Raw genomic sequence first — 21,243 nt, forward strand, 5'->3', positions numbered from 1 at the left:
TATCTTTGCCTAGCACTGCTTAAAGTAATGTTAAGTTTTTTTGGTGATAACTGTTTATTTATCTTTTGGTAGAAAAGCAACGCTACCATACACGTCTTATTGGATATGCATCAAAAATTTTATCAGCACTCAGTATAGGTATATTTTCTACGAGTGCTTGTGCAATTAAAAGTCGGTCGAATGGGTCACGGTGATGTAAATATAGTGTAGCAACAACAGTAATATGATCTATGGTGATTGGCAGTAATTCAATACCATTGCTAATTATTTGCTGTTCGATAAACTCGTTAAAAGCCAGACCAAAGTTGAGTTTACCAATGCTGTGCTTGATTGCCATTTCCCAAACGCTAGCAATACTCAATAGATTTTCATTATTTTCAATTTGCGATCGCTTCTAGCGGGCGCTCTGCGCCATCGCATACTAACGCTGATTCTTGGATCACCCATCACAAACCAAATAAAAGTATGAGTGTCCAGTAGCTGCCTCATTACATATATTCCTTAAAATCTTCTAGTGGTTCATCAAAGTCATCAGATATTGTTACAAGTCCTTTGGCACTACCATACTTAGGACGGTGTTTAAGTTGCGACACAGGAGTTAACTTCACCAAAGGTTGATTATCTTTGATGATGATAATTTCCTCACCACTGAGTGCTGCTTCAATTAAGTCAGGTAAGTTTTGAGATGCTTCAGCTAGAGTAATTTGTTGCATAGTTACCACCTTTGGATATAAAAATCAGGTGCTACCACTATCCTAACTTTGAATGCTCGATTAAGTCAGAGGAAACCAATTTAACCAAGCGTCCCAATTTTCCACGATTTGGGCAAATTCTGCATAACCGCCTGCTCTAGGATGAACACCATCATTGGCTCTTGCTTCATTAATCCAGATATTTGATTTTTCTAATATCGGAGAAACGTCTAAATAAGGTATATTCAATTCATTGCAAATTAAAGCAAACTGTTTAGATAAATCAGTATTTATGTTCGTTCTTTGACTATCTTTTTGTTTTGCGTAGGGTGCAGGGCCAACCATCAAAACAGGGTATAACTTTTGAGCTTCACTTAAAATTTCATGGGCATTTTTGATAGAATCTGCCAAATCCACACGAGTTTTACCATTTTCTAATGTTGTATCATTCAATCCAAAAGAAAATACAACTCTGCCATCATATTCTTTGGGTAATCGCAGTGATACTTCCTGTAACCAACGCTTTGATATATCAGTACTCGTATCACGCCTAATTCCTAAATTATAGTAAGTAATGTCATAACCTTTTTTATTAGCATTAGCACATACTCTTCCTGTCCAACCAAGACATTCTTGATCGCCAGTACCATTAACAAAAGAGTCACCAACAAAGCAAATTCTTACTTCCGGCAGATGCTGTAATTCCATTTATTATCTTCTTAAAAAACGCAGAGGTTTACACAAAGGGACGCCAAGTTATTCTCTGCGTTGCTCTGCGTTTTCCCTTGCGTCCCTCTGCGTTTCAAAAAAAATCTAATAAATAGGAGAGGCAGATAATTCCACCTCTCCTATGGAGATAAACTAATTACTTAGAGCAACGCTTGCTTTAATATCTGTTAGCTTTGTTGGGTTTATGAACAAGAAAGCTGAGAATTTGGCACTGCTTGATGTTGTCAAAACCCACAACACGGATATAGCTGGTGTTGAATTGAGAACGACATGCTTGAACTTCGCTCAATACTTCTTGAGTGGATTTAGCACCAAACAAAGGCAACTTCCACATTGTCCAATATAATTCTGTTGGCTCAGAAGTTTCGTTAAACTCGATCGCTGGAATGTAACCTTGATTCAAAATGTACTGGATCTGCTTGGCAATTTGAGCGTCAGACAGGGGTGGCAGATAAGAAAGGGTTTCGTAACGACGCTCTTTTGGTAAAGTTTGCATAGCTTTTTGATAATGGGTTGCGATTTTTGACTACTAGGTTGACCGAACTAATTAGATAAATTATCCAAATTCGGATCTGAAGTTGCTTGCTGTTCTGGTTGCAGACTGGGGTTAGATGCGTCTATTCGTGTGATGCGTTCTAAATGCTGGCGACGCTGTTCCATGTTGGCTTGCTGAATGCCAGTGGTAACCATTTCCGGTAAAAATTCGATGATTTCTTCCGCAATGTGTTCCCTGACAGTCATGATTCGCAAAGCCAAATCTGGTTTTTCTCGCAACAGTTGCTCAATGTATGATTCACCATTCTGAATTTTGCCAGCAGAAAAGTTATGCAGCCAAAGTTCTAATGGAGGATTCGTTTCGCCTAGCTGTGCCAGTACTGTCCTTAGAGCCTGATAAGTCAGGTAGCTTTGGAGAGTCTTGGCTGTGTCCTTCGCAATTTGCTTAAGATTCATGCTTGACCCCAGCCCTGAAGAGTTATGAGTTATGAGTTATGAGTTATGAATTAATGCAAATCCTAACTCTTAACAGACGCGATGAATCGCGTCTTTACACTCTTGTACAGACGCGATTAATCGCGTCTCTACTTCTAACTCCTAACTTTTGATCAGACGGTATCCATTGCTTCAAACTCGAACTTGATTTCTTTCCACAGTTCGCAAGCAACAGCTAGTTCAGGAGACCACTTGGCAGCTTCGCGGATGATATCGTTACCTTCACGAGCCAAGTTGCGGCCTTCGTTACGAGCTTGAACAACGGCTTCCAAGGCGACGCGGTTAGCGGTTGCACCAGGAGCGTTACCCCAAGGGTGACCCAGAGTACCACCACCGAATTGTAGTACGGAGTCATCACCAAAGATTTCTACCAGGGCGGGCATGTGCCATACGTGGATACCACCAGAAGCAACTGCCATTACACCAGGTAGAGAAGCCCAGTCTTGGGTAAAGTAAATACCACGAGACTTGTCTTGCTCAATGTAGTTTTCACGCAACAGGTCAACGAAGCCCATTGTGATGCCACGCTCACCTTCCAACTTACCAACTACGGTGCCGGTGTGGATGTGGTCACCACCAGACAAACGTAGGGCTTTAGCCAATACACGGAAGTGGATACCGTGGTTCTTTTGACGGTCAATTACAGCGTGCATAGCACGGTGAATGTGCAGCAATATACCATTGTCGCGGCACCAACGAGCCAATGTGGTGTTGGCGGTGAAACCTGCGGTGAGGTAGTCATGCATGATGATGGGCATTTTGAGTTCTTTTGCGTACTCAGCCCGCTTCAGCATTTCTTCACAGGTAGGAGCGGTGACGTTTAGGTAGTGACCTTTGATTTCACCGGTTTCTGCTTGGGCTTTGTTGATAGCTTCAGCTACGAACAAGAAGCGATCGCGCCATCTTTGGAATGGTGCGGAGTTGATGTTTTCGTCGTCTTTGGTGAAGTCCAAACCACCGCGCAAGCACTCGTATACAGCGCGTCCGTAGTTCTTAGCAGAAAGACCCAATTTGGGCTTAATGGTACAACCCAGCAAAGGACGACCGTATTTGTTTAACTTGTCGCGCTCAACTTGGATACCGTGAGGAGGCCCTTGGAAGGTCTTGATGTAAGCTACTGGAAAACGGATGTCTTCTAGACGCAGTGCCCGCAGAGCTTTGAAACCAAATACGTTACCTACAATTGAGGTCAACACGTTGGTTACAGAACCTTCTTCAAACAAGTCCAGAGGATAGGCAACGTAGCAGATGTACTGGTTGTCTTCACCGGGAACTGGTTCGATATCGTAGCAACGACCTTTGTAGCGATCGAGGTCGGTGAGCAAGTCTGTCCACACAGTTGTCCAAGTACCTGTGGAAGACTCAGCCGCTACAGCCGCACCTGCTTCTTCGGGAGGAACACCAGGCTGGGGTGTCATGCGGAACGCAGCTAGAAGATCGGTATCTTTTGGTGTGTAATCGGGTGTGTAATAAGTTAGTCTGTAATCTTTAACCCCGGCTTGATACCCAGATTTGCTCTGAGTCTTCGTTTGAGCGTAAGACATATTTTATCCTTCCCTGAAATCACTCTTGTTAATTATCAAATCACGTTTTGTGCAACTTCCCCTCACCCGATTTTTCCCCCCTTCATCGGGGAGGAGATCAGGAAAAATTTTTGTTAGGGGTTGTTTTTGGCAAAGGGTAACAGTTTTTTTGCGGCGGACACTTTGGTAGCGGTGGTAGCCCTCCTCACCAGTGTTATCCCCTTCTAGGGGTACACGACCTAGCGCTTCTACTGTTTCCTCTTCCTACGAATCAAAATTCTTTTTTACCTCTTTTTCGCACCCAACTAAACCTTCTCAATTTCACCAAAACTTCCGCTTTTCGCGGCTTGATTTAGATAATTTCCCTACAAATCGGGGTATTCAGGGGATTGGCCTGGCTGGCACACATTCCCGCCTTTACACTCCTTCTATCTTCTCCGTTGATGGAAAAGATACCAGAAAAGAATTTACTTGACAGAGATTTAGCAGAGTCGTGAGCGTAAAGATAAAAAATTGCACACCACGTAATTTGTAACTTATTCCACAATATATCAATAATTCGATAAGTTATTCTTTGAAAGTTTTTAACTTATATATTTAATTTTGTTATTACATAAAGATTTAACATTTTGTTACAGATGCTTTACAAGGTGTCATCAATAACTGTATGGAAGCTTTTGGGAGTGGGGAGTTTGGAGTTTGGAGTTTGGAGTTTGGAGTTTGGAGTTTGGAGTTTGGAGTTTGGAGTTTGGAGTTAGGAGTTTGGAGTTAGGAGTTTGGAGTTTGGAGTTTGGAGTTTGGAGTTTGGAGTTTGGAGTTAGGAGTTTGGAGTTTGGAGTTTGGAGTTTGGAGTTTGGAGTTTGGAGTTTGGAGTTTGGAGTTATAAGAATTATTTCCTCAATGCCCAATTCCATTAAATTTGAGGAAAATTCCAGATGACGTTTAAAAAATCCTGACTAGGGGAACACTGGAACTAACCCAAAGCCAGTTTAGGTAACGGCTATGGGTACTGTCTCCAAAGGAAATGTCACCGTGGTATTGTTTTGCAAGCGTACTAGTTTATTGACTACTTCTATCTTGCTGGGGTTGATAGCTTTGCCAAGTATAGGATGGGCACAAAAAACCCCTGATATTAATTCATCTGATGTCACCCCTGCTTACCCACCTTCTGCACCGCCACCGCGAGTAGAACCTTTGCCCGATGAGCGAGGAGTTCAAGAACATTCACCAGAAACTGATTATCGTGTCGGTAACTTACTAGGAGATATTACAGGCAATCTTTGGGTAGGTTCTTGGCGGGGACTATCGCGGATTGATCCTAAAACCGGCAAGATTATTTCTCGTGTTAGTTTACCGAATGTTGCCATTGGTGCTTTAGCTCAAGACAAAGTAGGACGTTTGTGGGTAGGAAGTTATGATGGACTGTTCCGAGTAGACCCCCGTACTAGTGAAATCACCGCGCAGAATTTATTTTTGCCTTCTAAACGGGTGTTGTCATTGTTAGTTGACAAACGGGGTTATTTGTGGACTGGAACTGATAGCGGTTTAGCCCTAATTAGTCCCGACCAAGGCTTGATTATGACAACATTAAAAAATCTGCCTGGTGTCAGCGCCAACACCATGACTTTAGATGCTGAAGGTCAACTGTGGGTTGGTACACTTGATGGATTGGTACGGGTAAATACTGCTAGTGCTGCGATTATGAAGCGGATAGCCGATTTACCAGGGACGACTGTCCAAGCTTTAGCTATCAGTCCAGAAGGGTTAATTTGGGCGGGAATGCCGAATAATTTGCTAGTTATTAACCCAAAAACTGGTGCAGTGTTACGGTCTGTAACTCGCCTGCGTGGGCGTGACGTGACGGCGGTACGTTTTGCTAAAGATGGTAGTGTCTGGGTTGGGACTAACAATGGTTTGTTACGATTAAATCCAAATACAGGAGCTGTGTTAGATGCAGAAGTTGCTGGACTTCCTTCTAGTCGGGTTCTTGCTCTTGCACCTGACATAGCTAATAAATTATGGATCGGCACTAGTGAAGGTCTAGCTTGGTTAATGCCCAAAACTAACAGTGCAAAACCCCATATTGCTTTCAGTCGCGCCGTTAAATGATTAGTTAAGAGTTATGAGTTAGGAGTTATAAGTTAAAGAATTTTTTAAATTCAAAACTCCTCACTCCTCACTTTTAACTTCTAACTCAGCACTGGCTCAACACCGTGCTATCCATGTACAGCACTCCCCACTCCCCACTTAGGAAAATGGCAATCACTACCCAGCAATTAATTCAATGGAAACAACAGGGACGTTCAATTGTGGCGTTGACGGCCTGGGATTATGCGATCGCTCAACTCATCGATGCAGCTGGTGTAGACTTAATCCTTGTGGGTGACTCTATGGCAGTAGTTCTAGGGTATGAAACAACACTGCCGATAACTTTGGATGAGATGATATACCACGCCAAATCTGTGCGTCGTGGGGTTAAACGCGCATTAGTGGTTGTAGATTTACCATTTTTGACGTATCAAGAAAGTCTCCAACAAGCGATGCACTCAGCTGGGCGGGTACTGAAGGAAACGGGCGCTCAAGCGGTAAAATTGGAAGGTGGCTATCCAGCGATCGCAGAAACTATTGCTCGTTTGGTACAAGCTGGAATTCCGGTAATGGGTCATGTGGGTTTGACACCGCAATCAGTACATCAACTCGGTTTGCGACAACAAGGGAAAACGCAAGAAGCGAGTGAGAGGATTTTACAAGAAGCGATCGCTCTGGAACAAGCAGGTGTATTTTCTCTCGTTTTAGAGCATATCCCCGCAGATTTGGCAATGCAGATTACACAAAAATTGAGCATTCCGACAATCGGTATCGGTGCAGGAACTCACTGCGATGGACAAGTTTTAGTTACCTCTGATGTACTCGGACTTACCGAGAAGCATCCACCATTCGCCAAAGTTTACACCAACTTGCGGGAGACGATTACCAAAGCCGTGCAAGATTATGCAGTGGAAGTGCGCGATCGGAAATTTCCATGACAGTTTCCAAAAGCATGGACTTTATTATCAAAAAATACAAGACGTTGCCGAATAGTTAGTTTTTCACCTGGGATAATTTATGCAATCAGAGAGCAGCACATTATAAAATTGCTGAAGTTAAAAATTGTGCTACAACATCCAGAGTGAAAACTGACAGCATATTTTATCGCCTATTTCAAGAATTCCCCAGTATCTTCTTTGAACTGATTGGCAATCCTCCTGAAACTGCAAATACCTATCAATTCTCTTCAGTTGAAATCAAACAAACTGCCTTTAGAATAGATGGTGTATTTCTTCCCACTCAAAACGAAGAAAATCCGATTTATTTCGTTGAAGTTCAATTTCAACCAGACTCAGATATTTATTTGCGCCTAGTTTCGGAAGTATTTCTCTATTTGCGGCAAAATAAATCTAAAAATTCTTGGCGAGGAGTGGTGATTTATCCCAGAAGGAATATAGATACTGGTGAGCGACAAGATTGCTACGAATTCTTCAATAGCGATCGTATTAGTATAATTTACTTGGATGAACTAGGTGAAGCTGCATCACTACCAATAGGTATTGCTACCATCAAATTAGTAATTGAAAATGAAGATACAACTATTACTACCGCCAGAGAACTAATTAACCGTACTAAACAAGCGGTAAATTTGCAACTGCCACAAAAACAATTACTAGAATTAATAGAGACAATTCTGGTTTATAAATTGCCTAATATTAAGTCGAGAGGAGATAGAGGCGATGTTTGGGTTAAGTGAGTTGAAGCAAACACGGGTTTATCAAGAAGCTAAACAAGAAGGCAAAGAAGAAGGTAAACAAGAAGGTCGTTTTGAGGCAAAATTAGAAGCTGTACCTAAACTGCTAACACTGGGTTTAAGTGTGGAACAAATATCACAAGCGTTAGATTTGGATGTTGCCCAAGTCCAGCAAGCACTACAGCAAAAGCCTCTCAAGGAATAAGTTCAGACAAGCGATGTCTGGCGACAATCCGCTTTTTGTCTACGCATCTTAGGTTAGCGTAATTGCTGTTGTTGTATTTACAGAAGTAGTTATGAGTTAGCCTGTTTTTATTTAATTTTACTTCTGTGATCCTGATGGATACTTATGATATAGGAACTAAAAATTTAACTATGGAACAACAACCGATACAAGTAATTGGAGGTGGACTAGCTGGAACTGAAGCAGCGTGGCAAATAGCCCAAGCTGGAGCGCCGGTAATTCTCCATGAAATGCGTCCAAAACGTTTCAGCCCTGCTCATCATACAGAACATTTGGCAGAATTAGTGTGTAGTAATTCCTTTGGGGCAATGGCAAGCGATCGCGCGGCTGGATTATTGCACGAAGAATTACGCCAACTAGGTTCTATCGTCATTTCTAAAGCTGATGAACACGCCGTACCTGCTGGTGGGGCGCTAGCGGTAGACAGAGGACAATTTGGCCAAGACTTGACTCAAACTTTAGCACATCATCCTTTAATTGAATTCCGCCGGGGTGAAGTGTCTGCGATTCCAGAAGGAATTGTGGTTTTGGCAACTGGGCCTTTAACCAGTCCCGACTTAGCCGAAGATTTGCGCCGCTTTACCGGGATGGAATACCTCAGCTTTTTTGATGCAGCTAGTCCGATTATTGTGGGAGAATCGATTAATCGTGACGTTGCTTTTATGGCATCACGTTATGACAAAGGTGAAGCCGCTTATCTCAACTGCCCAATGAATAAAGAGCAGTATTTGAGGTTTCGAGAAGAACTTTGTAAAGCTGAACAAACAGAACTCAAAGATTTTGAACGGGAAACCGCGAAATTTTTTGAAGCTTGTTTACCCATTGAAGAACTAGCACAGCGTGGGGAAGATACCATGCGCTACGGCCCCCTAAAGCCAGTGGGATTGTCAGATACTCGCACAGCGGAACGTCCTTACGCTGTGGTGCAGTTGCGACAAGAAGATAAAGCCGGTCAACTGTGGAATATGGTAGGATTCCAAACTAACCTGCGTTGGGGTGAGCAAAAGCGAATATTTCAGTTAATTCCAAGTTTGGAAAAGGCCGAGTTTGTGCGGCTGGGAGTGATGCACCGCAACACTTTTATTAATGCTCCTCAGCTAATGCATCCTACTCTGCAATTTAAAGAGCGTCCAACATTGTTAGCTGCTGGACAGTTGATTGGTACTGAAGGCTATACCGCAGCGGCTGCGGGTGGCTGCTTGGCTGGAATTAATGCAGCAAGATTAGCTTTGGGTAAAGAAGCTTTGGTTTTACCAGCAACAACAATGATCGGTGCGTTATTAGAATTTATTAGTTCCGCTTCGCCGAAGCATTTCCAACCAATGCCGCCCAACTTTGGGATTTTTCCCGAACTGGGTGCGAAAATCAAAAGTAAGCAGGAGCGTTATGGACGTTACCGCGATCGCTCTTTAACCGATCTAGCAAACTGGAAGGCTAATCATAATTAATGGGCATTGGGCATTTAAAAGAGGCTCCAGGGGCGGGGTACTGCTCTTGCTGAGAAGAAAACTCTTCTCCCTTACTCGCCGCAAGGAGGACGAAACTAGTATTAAATATTCTTGCCTTAAAACTCTATCCCTAAGGGATAGAGTATTCTGAATTCTGAATTCTGACTCCTGCTTTATTTTGTTTAATAAAACTTCAAATAGGTTTATTATCCTTTAAAATCTTTTGCAGAGATTCTAGGTAAGATATATGGCTGATATTGTTGATATTGCAGTTACGGCTGAGTCTTTTAAAACACTGGTGGCGGCTGTACAAGCTGCTGGTTTAGTAGAAACATTAAAAAGTCCTGGCCCGTTCACTGTCTTTGCACCAAATGACGATGCTTTTGCCAAGTTACCACCGGGAACTATCCAAACTCTATTACAAAATATTCCCCAGCTAACGCGGATTTTAAAGTATCATGTCGTTCCAGGAAAGCTGCTAAAGGCTGATTTAGCAGAACTCGGTACGGTTAATTCTGTGGAAGGTTCACCCATTAAAATTAGTTCTTCTGATGGTTTTGAAGTTAAAAATGCCACAGTTTTAGCAGCAGATATCGAAGCTGATAATGGTGTGGTACACGTTATCGATACGGTGATTTTACCGGGTTAATTCAGCTAGGGTGGGTATTTTCCACCCTACTTATCCAAAATCTTTATAATTAACTAACTATTGGGAGTATCAAAACGCAACTCAATAGTTTAAATTATGTTATATTTGCAATGTGATTACTCACTCATATATTAATGTTGATTTCGTTATTTTAAAATACAATAAATTAAATTCTTAAAACGCTAACACCTATCCCAACAAATTAATGCTCGATTTAAACACCTTAGCTGAGTTCTCTCGTGGCAATTGCGTTAGTATTTGTGCATTTCTCGTACCAGCGAACTTACTTGTCACAATTTTAACGATGAGCCTGGTAGCGTTACGTCGCCCATCGTATCAAGTGTGGCAATCTGCTGGAATTGCTAGCTTTTTCGCTTCTGTAATGATACTGCACGTATATACCTGGTTCCAGATTGGCGTGGTGATGGCTCCTACTTATATCTTGCTGTGGCTAGCAATCACCTGTTTAGTGACTAATTTGGCAGCAATTCTTTTTCAAAGACGCTACAGTAATAACCCTAGTCTTTCCAACAACGCCTGAAATCTACACATAGTTGCGATCGCACTATTTCTTCAACTCGCTAGTGCGTAGACGCTTTTTCGACTTGTCGTTAGACATCACTCTTTACAATTGTTTCATAGCACCCAATACGGCAATTTTGCCCTTTTTGGGTGCGTCTGCCAATAATTACAACCCTGCATAGCTAATATCAATTCACGAAAATCCTGATACGTATAGATTTCTCGTAGGGGCAATACCATGCCCCTACGTGTCAACTTAACCTAAAAGTTATGTCCCGCAAGGAACTTCAGTTCCTTGCTAATAGCAAAAGTCATCTCTTGATAACTAAGATATACCCAAAAATCTTTAGTCTACTTCAGTAGAGTTTAGCTAAAAGCCAAAGAACTTTAGTTCCAGGCGGGTGAGTCAAGCCGAAAGTTTTGCTATGTCTAGCTTAAATTGACACCAATGGGTATTGCCATGCCCCTACCAGCGTATTTGTATCATTATTAAAGTGAAATGGTATAAAGACCAAGGGCATAAGTTTTTAACCCTGCTGTTCTAGTTTTTGGAGGTGGGTTTGACAACAATGTTTTTTGGGTTTCAAGTTCAGCTTTTGAGAGATAGTTGTAATTGTACAAGGGCTAAATCTTATACATACTATGTTGTCTAAAACCGCAATGATGTATGTCACATTAGTAATGTGAGCAAGAAGATTTACTATTAAAATTATTCGAGTATATTATCTTTTCAATTGCTGATGTAGCAGAAATATATTTGAAAACTTGTTATAAGTTTCGATTACCCACGCTATAGTACTTAACTGTATTCATAGAGATATTAATAGAGGAACGAAAGTTTATGACCTCAACTACAACTTATACTTACGATGCCAATGGCAAATTGATATCTGAGAATATAGACAACAACAGTGATGGAACAACAGACTCAGTTATTAAATACAGCTATAACCAGACATCGCAAACCTTTGAGAGCAACGGCATCCCTAATGGTGGAAACACCTTTACTTATGATACCAACGGCAACGTGACATCCAGACGTGCAGACTTCGATGGCGACGGCATAGTTAATTATTTTGAAATTTATACTTATGATGCCAACGGTAAGCGGACATCCGAAACCTCTGACGGCAACAGCGACGGCATAATTGATACCATCTTTTATACTTATGATGCTAACGGTAAGTTGATATCCTCTGGCAGTGACTATAACGGCGACGGCATCGCTGAGAATATCCAAACCTATATTTATGATAGCAACGGCAATCTGACATCCGAAAGCCGTGACTACAACAGCGACGGCATTACTGATGAGGTGACAACCTATACTTATGATGCCAAAGGCAACTTGACATCCCAAAGCTTTGACTACAAAGCCGATGGCATCGCTAGTATCACGAACTATACTTATGATGCCAAAGGCAACCAGACATCCCGAAGCCTTGACTACAAAGCCGACGGCATCGTTGATTATTTTGAAACCTCTACTTATGATGCCAAAGGCAACTTGACATCCCAAAGCCTTGACTACAACGGCGACGGTATCACTGATGAAGTCAGAACCTATACTTATGATGCTAATGGTAACCAGACATCCCGAAGCGATGACTACAACAGCGACGGCATCGTTGATTATTTTGAAACCTCTACTTATGATGCTAATGGCAACTTGACATCCCAAAGCTTTGACGACAACGGCGACGGCATCGTTGATAGATCTAACACCTCTACTTATGATGCTAATGGCAAGCAGACATCCCAAAGCTTAGACAACAACCGCGACGGCATCACTGATTTCTCCATAACCTCTACTTATGATGCCAATGGCAACCAGACATCCCAAAGCCGTGACGAGAACGGCGACGGCATTGCTGATTTTTCCATAACCTTTACTTATGGACGCGCTACCGCCAGCTATGACTTCAACAACGATGGTGTAGTTGATGCGGTTGGTACTTATATCTACGATTTTAGGGGCAAGCTAAGTTCACAAGAGATTGACAATAATCGTGATGGCATCATTGATGAAGTGACTGCTTACAGCTACAACGCTAACAACAAACTAGCTGCACAAATAGCTGACAAAAATAATGATGGCATCGCTGACGAGATTACAAGTTACAACTATGATGCCAATGGCAAACTGACTACGGCAGATATTGACAAAAACGGCGATGGCGATACTGATGCAGTTGCCAGTTATCTGTATGATGCCAACTCTCAACTCATCAGCAAGACTACCACAGAAGGAAATGTTCCCGGTAAAACCTTAAACGGTGGCAACTGTACAGATATACTCACAGGTAATGCTGGCAATGACAAAATTTCTGGTAAAAACGGCAACGATCAACTGTTTGGATTAGCAGGAAATGACAAACTAATTGGTGATAACGGTAATGACATCCTCAACGGCGGCGCTGGTGGTGATATCCTTACAGGTGGTAATGGTGCTGATAAATTTGTATTTAACAGCCTGAGCGATTCACTGCTGTCTGGCTTTGATGTGATTACTGATCTCAAGATCGGTGAAGATAAAATTGATGGTTTGAATGCAGTTTCAGCTAATAATGTGTTTCAACTTGGCACTGTTGCAAGTCTAAATCTGTTAGATTTACAACAAATAGTGACTAAAAGTGGTTTTGATTTTGTGGGTATAGGTGCGGTAACTTTTACCTTTGGTACAGGCAATGATCAGCGAACTTTCCTGGTACTGAATGATAGTACAAATGGATTCTCTGCTCTCACGGATGCCGTGATTGAGATTAGTGGTTACAAAGGCAACTTAACTAACTTAGCCATTGTCTAAGTTTAATTACTTCAAAAAATTTGCTGGTATTGGCGGGTTGCACCCACTAATAAATCACCAGAGATGAGGAAAAGCGATCGCTTTGAAGTCAAAAAGCGGTTAGGGTATCCCTAGTTAGTTGACGCTTCTCCATTCATGCTCAAGGATGGCATATAGCCAAGAGTCTCGCCATTCTCCCTTAATGCAATGGTGTTCTCGCAAATATCCTTCCTGCTGCATTCCAATTTTTTGCATAACTCGTGCTGAGGCAATGTTTTCTGGGTGACAAGTCGCAAAAATGCGATGTAAGCCTAACTCCTGAAAACCAAATGATACAACTGCTTTTACAGCTTCAGTTGCATATCCTTGTCCCCAAAATTCCTTACTAAAACAGTATCCAATAGAGCCTATTTTGTTATCAGTATCTAGAGTAGAAATTCGACAAATAGCAATTAATTGCTTTTGGGCTTTTAAAGTTACTGCCAAGGCAAAATGCTGACGAGGTTCTTCCCCTTGCAATAAAATCTCTTTTTGCAAGAAATTTTTGGTATCTTCTTCGCTATTAGGGCCAAAAGTCAAATAACGCACAACCTCACGATCGCTAGCGTATTGATGAACCGCTTGCCAATCTGATTCTACAAAGTCTCGCAGTATGAGACGTTGGGTTTCTAGCGGTATCATCTGGAAAATTCTGCACGTAACTGATTGACTACCCGATCTAGTCCCACGGAATGGGCGGCTTTGAATAATAAACGATCGCCTGCTTGCACAAATGTCTTTAACCTAGCCACCAAATCAGCATGAGTTGCAAAGCACTCCGATGGGATACCTTCGGCACTAAGAGCGATCGCTTCGGCATCTTGTCCATCTACCAAAACCAATAAGCCGTCTAAATTCAACTTTTGCACTGTTTCTCCCACTCGCTGGTGCAACTGCTGCGATCGCTCTCCCAATTCTTTCATTGCACCCAATACGGCAATTTTCCGCTTTCCAGGTGTGTCTGCCAATAATTGCAACGCTGCAATCATAGCTTCTGGTGCAGCATTATAAGTTTCATCTAAGATTACCACATCGTTGGCTAAAGTAAATCGCTGCGATCGCCCTGTGGGCATATCCACCATTACACCTGCTTTCAAGGATGCCCAATCGATCCCCAATACCTTTGCTACCGCTAAAGCTGCCAAGAAATTAGTCGCATTGTGACGACCAGGTAAAGGTAGAGGTAGTTGGATTCCTGCAACTTCTACAGTGTCGTTATCAATTAATTGCCCTTGGATATCCCCACCAGAAAAGCCGTAAGTTAAAACTTCTCCGTGCCAAAATTTCGCTGCTGTGGCCATTAATAAAGGATTGTCGTGGTTGAGAATTGCCACACTATCAGCAGACATTTCGGCTAATAACTCACATTTTGCTTGTGCGATCGCTTCTTCCGAACCCAGTAATTCAATATGTGCCGTCCCCACATTGGTAATCACTCCAATTGTTGGACGTGCTATTTGCGTCAGTTCGGCAATTTGTCCCCTACCCCGCATCGCCATTTCAATCACGGCGTAATCATGTTCTTTGCCAAGTTCTAGGAGAGTTTTCGGGACACCGATTTCGTTGTTGTAATTTCCATAAGTTTTGTGAACTCGTCCCTTTGTTCCTAAAACTGCGGCAATTAATTCTTTAGTTGTAGTTTTACCTACGGAACCTGTTACACCAATTACAGGAATGTTAAAGCGATCGCGCCACCATCTGCCAATTTTCTGATATGCTTTGAGGGTGTCTTTTACTTGTAATACAGGAAGTCCCGGATTTTCGTATTCAAAATCCACAATTGCAGCTAAAGCACCCTTTGCGATCGCAGTTTGCACAAATTCATGTCCATCAAACTTATCCCCTCGTAAAGCTAGAAATACTTCACCCGGCTTCAGGGTACGGCTATCTGTTTGTATACCGCAACTTACTTGTGTTAAAGCAGTTTCAGATAAGTTTACAGAACTGGCCAAAAGAACTTCAACCAGTTGGGTTAGGGTGGCAGAACAATGCATAAGTAATTTACAATTTAAAGTTCAAAATTAGAAACTCGAATTATGACACAATACTGCATTGAACAACAAGATTTACGACTTATTGAAAAAGGCACGAATCTAAGCCTAGTTACAATAACACCAAAAATAGTGCCAAAGAAGCTTAACTCCTTTGGCACGCTTTGTTTATAAGCTATTTATATAGTTTAATTAAGCATATATCTTATCGCCCTATCCCCGGTTTTTAATTAAGATTACTTGCACAATTTGTATTGCTATCTCGCTAGAAACATCTAAAGCTTGATATAAATCATTTAAGAAGTTTTTTTCTTCTTCAGCTACGATACCTTCAGCTAGAACTAGATCGGTAGCTACTGCAAAGGCTGCTTCCCGCAAGTCTTGAGATAGAGAATCTTTGGCTGCATTAAATAAAGTATTGAAGCCATCCCCTTCGAGAATGCCCAAGATTTTCTCAAACAGCTTGTTCATCATCTCATGGGGATAACTTTTAAAAAGTTTCATCCGAGACAGCACAAAAGTGATAGAATTTGCCTGCTCAACAGAAAGATAACCGTCTGACGCTGTTGCCGCCAAAACAATGACAGCAAAAGCTTCTGCTGGATTGAGTGCTGTTTGGGTTTGGCTTTCTGTGCCCAACACAGCGTCTAATAGACTCATTGTAGTAACTCCTTGGTTAGAGCCTCAATAGCGCTACAGTTACCTGTGTGTTTGGTAGATTTACAGGCAAGACTGCAACACTATGAGACTTTCATGCTTTAGTATTCCCAAGATTTGTTCATGGCGAACACCTGCACCCAATGGCTTTTGGCAAGAAGTACACTGCCATTTGTAAACTTAGCGTTCTCCTGCCTTTTCTATGGTTTCAATTACCGCCAAACCTATACCAGAAGCTGCTATTAACAGTACTACTGATATCAAATAGGCGTTGGTTAACATCCGTAAGGCTTCATCGAAAAAAATGTAGGTGGTCATTGCTTCACCTTTTTAAATTTGTGCTGCTAGTACTTTTTATTTCTCCACACACCGATAGGTGAATTTCGCCCAGAAACTGCTAGCAATTGCATCTTAACAAAACTTTAGCTGTTTCAGAACAACATTCAAACTTTTTATTCCTGAAGATTTGATGAATTTTAGAAAGCCTTGGTAAAAGAAATTACTTAGGTTGATTTTAGAGCAAAAGTTGTGTCACCCTAATTTTACGTAAAGATAGTTGTTAAATTAGTCAACTAACTCACAAATAATCGTGACAATAAGTATGCACAAATTGCCTATTTTTGCAGACTATGTTGTGAAATCCAAAAGAAAGATACAAGAAGATTCCCGGTTTATTAGAGAAGTCGGGAATCTGAGCCACAAATCAAACCACAACGCGGAGTCATTAGTTATTAGTCATTAGTCATTAGTCCAAGAGATACCACGCCCACTCTTTAACGTGGTTTGAAGTAATCCGATGAAAGACAAAGTTTTTCTGCCCACCCAACGACTTGCTCAGGGCATGGCAACCGACGGGGTATGCACCAATGGCCAATGACTACTTAATCAATATCAATAGGATTATTATGATCTTAGTGGATATACGAAATTTACTCAATCAGGAATTCCGAGGTTTTACCTAAAAAAAAGAAAGTCGCTAAAGTAAACAATGTTCAATTGTCGCTACAACTGATTGAGAAAGAGAGCCGAAGTCGTAACCACCTTCTAAGCCAAACAGAATTTTACGAGTTATCCCTAGACAATAATCAGTAAATAAAGCGTAGTCTTCTGGCTGCAAATTGATACTTGCCAAAGGATCTGCGGCATTGGCATCATAACCAGCACTTACAATCAGCAAATCCGCCTGAAAGTTAGCTAAAAAGGGTACGACCTGTTTTTCAAATAGTGGCTGATATACTGCAATATCACTACCAGGGGGTACAGGTAAATTTAATACATTATTATGAAAGCCGCGTTCTGTCGCTCTTCCAGTACCGGGATAGCAGGGATACTGATGTAGTGAACAGTAGGCGATGCGTGCTTGGGTTTCGACGATCGCCTGAGTACCATTACCGTGATGTACATCCCAATCGAGGATGGCGACGCGGTTAATTCCGGGTTGTTCGAGGGCAAATAAAGCTGCGATCGCAGCATTAGAAAATAGGCAAAAGCCCATCCCCGCATCACTTTCTGCATGATGTCCTGGGGGACGCGCCAGTACAAAAGCTGGATTAGCCGACTTTAACACAGCCTCAACACCATCCAACCATGCACTGACTGCCAACAATGCCACATCATAACTACGCGGGGAAACTGGCGTATCTCCATCCAAAGGGCCGCCGCCACTAGAAGCGATTTGCCAAAGTTTTTTGATGTAGGCTGGGCTATGTGCTCTAACTAACACAGACATCAGCGATGGCTGTTCTGATGATGGTGTAGGCGATCGCCAGTCAATTTTATCTGCGAATGTAGCTGCTTTTAGGGCAGTGGCGATCGCACTTAAACGTTCTGGTCTTTCAGGATGGTATTTTCCAGTCTTGTGATCTAAAAATTCGTCGGAATAGATGACTGGCAGCATAGGACGAAAAAGTTTGACAGCAAGACAATCAATGCTATTGTATCGTCACTTGTACAAACAGTTTTTCTTTAGTACTAGTACAGAACGAAGTAAATAGAGCAACCATTTAAAATTCCTAAAGAGCTTATTCCATAATACTTTTGAATGCGTGAATGCGTGACTTCCGCCTAGCGGTACTAGAGCGTTGGTCGTTTACTTTCGAGGATTTCAGTTGCTTTCTGGACAGAAAGTGGCCGGTAGAATAAAAAGCCCTGTACATCCTCACAATTAATAGATTTCAAAAACTCCAGTTCCTCTTCTTTTTCTACCCCTTCGGCTATCAACTTCAATCCCAAGCTGTGTCCCAAGGTAACTATCGCCTTGATAATATGGGCTACTTTGGCATCCTGCGTCAAATATTGAATAAAAGATTTATCTATTTTCAGATTGTGGAGTGGCAAAAGCTGTAGACGCGAGAGCGAGGAATGACCCGTACCAAAGTCATCAATGGAGATGTAAACACCCATCTGCTGTAGATCCTCTAACACCGTTCTGGTAAAATCCAAATTTTCAATAGCTGTAGTTTCCATAATTTCTAATTCTAAAAACTGCGGCTCCAGACCCGTTTGTTCTAAAACTGTAGCTATAGTCTCCACCAATTTGGGTTGGCAAAACTGCTTAAGAGAGAGATTGACAGCCATCGTTATGGGTGGAAATCCTGCATCTTGCCAAATTTTATTTTGAATACAGGCTGTCCGCAGCACCCATTCACCGATAGGGACAATTAATCCACTTTCTTCGACCAGGGGAATGAAAACACTGGGTGCGACCAATCCCATCTCTGGGTGCTGCCAACGCAATAGAGCCTCCATACCAGTAATTTCTTCTGTGGCAATGTTTACACGAGGCTGATAATACAGCGTAAATTCATTGCGTTCTAGGGCATAGCGCAAGCTCTTTTCTAAAGTCAGAAGTTCAGGATTTTTCGCACTCAGAGAAACACTGTAGAATTGGTAGTTATTCCGCCCTTTGTCTTTGGCGTAGTACAAAGCGGCATCTGCGTGCTGGATTAGTGTTTCGGCGTCAGGACTGTTGTTATCAAGCAACGCAATACCGAGGCTGGCAGTCACATAAAGTTCATGCCCTTGGAGATGGAAAGCATCTTCCAATGTTTGTAACATTCTATACGCAAACTGGGTTACCTCTTCAGTATCATTGACTCGTGGGAGTAAGATAGTGAACTCATCACCTCCCCAACGGGCTATAGTGTCTCCGCCTCTGAGTGAGCCTTGTAATCTTTGAGCGACGCTTTGTAACAATTGGTCTCCCAGAGTGTGCCCCAGAGTGTCATTAATCACTTTGAAGCGATCCAGGTCGAGGAAGATCACAGCTAAACTTTCACCATTCCGAGTGGCGTTGGGGAGAGTTTTATTAAGCAGCTCATTAAATAGTAGGCGATTGGGCAACCCTGTCAGCATGTCATGTAGGGCTTGATAGCGAATCTTTTCTTCTACTTGCTGACGCTGCCGCGCACCAATGATACTGGCGGCCATCGTTAAAAGGGTAGATTCTTCGTGCTTTGACCAATGACGCTCAAAGGTGCAGTCTGCCAAGCCAAGGTAACCCCAAAACTCTTTCTCCAAGCAAAGAGGTACCAGGAGAAGGGATTGAATGCCATCTCGAATCAGGAATTCTTGTTCGGCGGTAGAAAATTGTTGCGTGAGTCCGCTAATCGACTGGCCGCTAGAGAGAACAGCGTACCAACGAGCTAATCCAGAACCTTGATAAGGCTGATTCTGCCAATATTGGTAACTAGATTCAATAGAAGGATGTGTCCATTCAAACCGCAGGCTGACTGCTATTTCCCCTGTAGCAGGATGAGGATGGTTCTGAAAGAGATAGGCACGATCTGCTTTGGCAGCTTCACCCACTAAAGCTAGAGCTCGATCAATACCAGTTTCGTAATTCATTTCCCCTAGCAAATAATTGGCAGCTTCTGCAACAGCTTGTAGCAAGCGATCGCGCTGACGTAGTTCGGCTGTAGCTTGTTTTTGCTCTGTAATATCCCTAATAATAAAAGTTCTAATTAAATCACTTTCAGGAAGGTAGAGAACGGATTGTTCAAAAACTTCTGTACCTACTTCCACTTCCCGCACAAAAGAATTTTTTTCTAGATTCTTAACTGTACTCAGGAGTCCTGTTAAAATCGGGTGTTTTATTCCAATTTCCCTAAGTTTGGGAAACTTGAGAGTTGCGGCTGGATTAAGATAAGTGACTCTTCCCTCCAAATCCATCTCAATGATTGGATTGGGGATAAGTTCAGGGAAGGATGCTAGGCGAGCTAGGGCAGACTCACTAGCTACTTCAAAGCTGGGATCGATAGCTAAAGTTTGAAAAGGATTGGCAGGACTGCCTTGCTCTGATAGGAAACCAGATAAGTCTTCAACATCAAAAGATTCAGAAAATGCTTCTTCTGAAATGTTGGAAATAGCATAATATTTAGCTTGAGCTTGATTACTGCCAAAGGCAATGACATCTCCATTTCTGAGATTATGGGAGAAGCATTTAGTGCCATTGACAAATAAGCCATTAGTACTCCCTTTCCCTTTATAGTTGCCATCAATAATCTGGAAGCCATATTGATCAGTCTCTGGAACAGTTACTCGCAATAAAATAGCATGTTGCATTGATACTGACCGGGAAGACAAGATAATAGTGTTTGCGGGATGCCGCCCCAGAGAATAAGTAGTCTCTCGCAAGGGGACAGTTTGCCGGCCTTGCAGGTCTTGGATGACCAGCAGATGGCGTATTTTTTCCCGCTCGTTTCCTAGCATGGCTGTTCCTCAAATTCTCATATTTTTATGTCTTAGTCTGAAAAATCCTACTCCCACTCCAATACCTAATGAGATGGCTAATTGTTTAATCAGTTTTACGGTAGAAGTTCTAGCTGTTTTCTCTACTCATACATAAGTTATAAATTTCCCCTCTTCGTCCATATCATCTAACCTTGTCTTTCTTAGGATACCCAGAATAAAATCAAACACTGAATAGAACACATGGTATATTTGCGGATTTTCATTCTGAGTGGTGAGGAAACTCTGAATTAAATAACGGGCTGATTTTAATTTTTTAATCAGTCAAATAGTTCTGTTTTACGGAATTTTGCGAAATATAGCAATCCGATTTGATTTCTGAACTTCTTTGCGTGGTGCGCGTTCGCGAAGCGTCTCGCAGAGAAGCGCGATAGGCAGGGAGTAGGGAGTAGGGAATCAGCCTTTTCGAGTTGAGGGCGAGTTTTTTCACGCAATCAAATAGGA

General features: G+C 42.1%; 19 protein-coding genes and 1 pseudogene. 8 read left to right on the forward strand and 12 right to left on the reverse strand.

Annotation, left to right across the window (positions count from 1 at the left end; all coding sequences use genetic code 11):
* Positions 1–82 precede the first annotated feature (82 nt).
* The 6 genes from LC586_RS01190 to LC586_RS01215 form a co-directional block, all read right to left on the reverse strand.
* Entirely contained in the window at positions 83–361 is a 279-nt protein-coding gene (locus tag LC586_RS01190; protein WP_229482571.1) for a type II toxin-antitoxin system VapC family toxin, read from the reverse strand.
* A gap of 127 nt (positions 362–488) precedes the next feature.
* Entirely contained in the window at positions 489–713 is a 225-nt protein-coding gene (locus LC586_RS01195) for a type II toxin-antitoxin system Phd/YefM family antitoxin (protein WP_229482572.1), read from the reverse strand.
* Between the two features lie 60 nt (positions 714–773).
* A complete protein-coding gene (locus LC586_RS01200) occupies positions 774–1,400 on the reverse strand; it encodes a GDSL-type esterase/lipase family protein (RefSeq protein ID WP_229482573.1) in 627 nt (208 codons plus the stop codon).
* Positions 1,401–1,578: 178 nt separating this feature from the next.
* Positions 1,579–1,917, reverse strand: coding sequence for a ribulose bisphosphate carboxylase small subunit (locus LC586_RS01205; protein WP_229482574.1), 339 nt, complete (start codon positions 1,915–1,917; stop codon positions 1,579–1,581).
* Positions 1,918–1,964: 47 nt separating this feature from the next.
* On the reverse strand, positions 1,965–2,372 hold the full coding sequence (gene rcbX / locus LC586_RS01210; protein ID WP_229482575.1) for a RuBisCO chaperone RbcX: 408 nt from the start codon (positions 2,370–2,372) through the stop codon (positions 1,965–1,967).
* A 152-nt stretch (positions 2,373–2,524) separates the two neighbouring features.
* Positions 2,525–3,955, reverse strand: coding sequence for a form I ribulose bisphosphate carboxylase large subunit (locus LC586_RS01215; protein WP_069072882.1), 1,431 nt, complete (start codon positions 3,953–3,955; stop codon positions 2,525–2,527).
* A 678-nt stretch (positions 3,956–4,633) separates the two neighbouring features.
* Here LC586_RS01215 and LC586_RS01220 point away from each other — a divergent pair.
* From LC586_RS01220 to LC586_RS01255, 8 genes and pseudogenes are all read left to right on the forward strand, one after another.
* Positions 4,634–4,873, forward strand: coding sequence for a hypothetical protein (locus LC586_RS01220; RefSeq protein WP_229482576.1), 240 nt, complete (start codon positions 4,634–4,636; stop codon positions 4,871–4,873).
* 63 nt (positions 4,874–4,936) lie between these two features.
* Entirely contained in the window at positions 4,937–6,043 is a 1,107-nt protein-coding gene (locus LC586_RS01225; RefSeq protein WP_229482577.1) for a ligand-binding sensor domain-containing protein, read from the forward strand.
* Positions 6,044–6,189: 146 nt separating this feature from the next.
* Positions 6,190–6,960 carry a 3-methyl-2-oxobutanoate hydroxymethyltransferase gene (gene panB, locus LC586_RS01230; RefSeq protein WP_100900847.1) on the forward strand — a complete coding sequence of 257 codons (771 nt, stop codon included), beginning with the start codon at positions 6,190–6,192 and terminating at the stop codon, positions 6,958–6,960.
* Between the two features lie 143 nt (positions 6,961–7,103).
* A pseudogene (locus LC586_RS01235) lies at positions 7,104–7,920 on the forward strand (Rpn family recombination-promoting nuclease/putative transposase).
* A 170-nt stretch (positions 7,921–8,090) separates the two neighbouring features.
* Positions 8,091–9,407: an FADH(2)-oxidizing methylenetetrahydrofolate--tRNA-(uracil(54)-C(5))-methyltransferase TrmFO gene (gene trmFO, locus LC586_RS01240; RefSeq protein WP_229482578.1), complete on the forward strand. Its 1,317-nt coding sequence runs from the start codon at positions 8,091–8,093 to the stop codon at positions 9,405–9,407.
* A gap of 247 nt (positions 9,408–9,654) precedes the next feature.
* Complete coding sequence (locus LC586_RS01245) at positions 9,655–10,056, forward strand: fasciclin domain-containing protein (RefSeq protein WP_118166018.1); 402 nt, start codon at positions 9,655–9,657, stop codon at positions 10,054–10,056.
* Positions 10,057–10,261: 205 nt separating this feature from the next.
* Positions 10,262–10,597, forward strand: coding sequence for a hypothetical protein (locus tag LC586_RS01250; RefSeq protein WP_109007125.1), 336 nt, complete (start codon positions 10,262–10,264; stop codon positions 10,595–10,597).
* An 822-nt stretch (positions 10,598–11,419) separates the two neighbouring features.
* Positions 11,420–13,384 (forward strand): bluetail domain-containing putative surface protein, encoded by a 1,965-nt coding sequence (locus tag LC586_RS01255; protein WP_229482579.1) that lies wholly within the window; start codon positions 11,420–11,422, stop codon positions 13,382–13,384.
* Between the two features lie 114 nt (positions 13,385–13,498).
* On the opposite strand, the gene LC586_RS01260 is transcribed toward LC586_RS01255, so the two are convergent.
* The 6 genes from LC586_RS01260 to LC586_RS01285 all read right to left on the reverse strand — a co-directional run bounded on the left by LC586_RS01260 (position 13,499) and on the right by LC586_RS01285 (position 20,760).
* Positions 13,499–14,044: a GNAT family N-acetyltransferase gene (locus LC586_RS01260; RefSeq protein ID WP_229482580.1), complete on the reverse strand. Its 546-nt coding sequence runs from the start codon at positions 14,042–14,044 to the stop codon at positions 13,499–13,501.
* Positions 14,041–15,396: a UDP-N-acetylmuramoyl-tripeptide--D-alanyl-D-alanine ligase gene (locus tag LC586_RS01265; RefSeq protein ID WP_229482581.1), complete on the reverse strand. Its 1,356-nt coding sequence runs from the start codon at positions 15,394–15,396 to the stop codon at positions 14,041–14,043. Before LC586_RS01265 ends, LC586_RS01260 begins: the two co-directional genes overlap by 4 nt.
* 210 nt (positions 15,397–15,606) lie before the next feature.
* Positions 15,607–16,053 (reverse strand): tellurite resistance TerB family protein, encoded by a 447-nt coding sequence (locus LC586_RS01270; RefSeq protein WP_229482582.1) that lies wholly within the window; start codon positions 16,051–16,053, stop codon positions 15,607–15,609.
* Between the two features lie 177 nt (positions 16,054–16,230).
* On the reverse strand, positions 16,231–16,368 hold the full coding sequence (locus LC586_RS01275; RefSeq protein WP_167407653.1) for a hypothetical protein: 138 nt from the start codon (positions 16,366–16,368) through the stop codon (positions 16,231–16,233).
* Between the two features lie 658 nt (positions 16,369–17,026).
* Positions 17,027–17,947, reverse strand: a complete 921-nt coding sequence (locus tag LC586_RS01280; RefSeq protein ID WP_229482583.1) for a histone deacetylase family protein — start codon at positions 17,945–17,947, stop codon at positions 17,027–17,029.
* A 176-nt stretch (positions 17,948–18,123) separates the two neighbouring features.
* A complete protein-coding gene (locus LC586_RS01285) occupies positions 18,124–20,760 on the reverse strand; it encodes an EAL domain-containing protein (RefSeq protein WP_229482584.1) in 2,637 nt (878 codons plus the stop codon).
* Positions 20,761–21,243 lie beyond the last annotated feature (483 nt).

Source organism: Nostoc favosum CHAB5714, assembly GCF_020829495.1.
GTDB lineage: Bacteria > Cyanobacteriota > Cyanobacteriia > Cyanobacteriales > Nostocaceae > Nostoc > Nostoc favosum.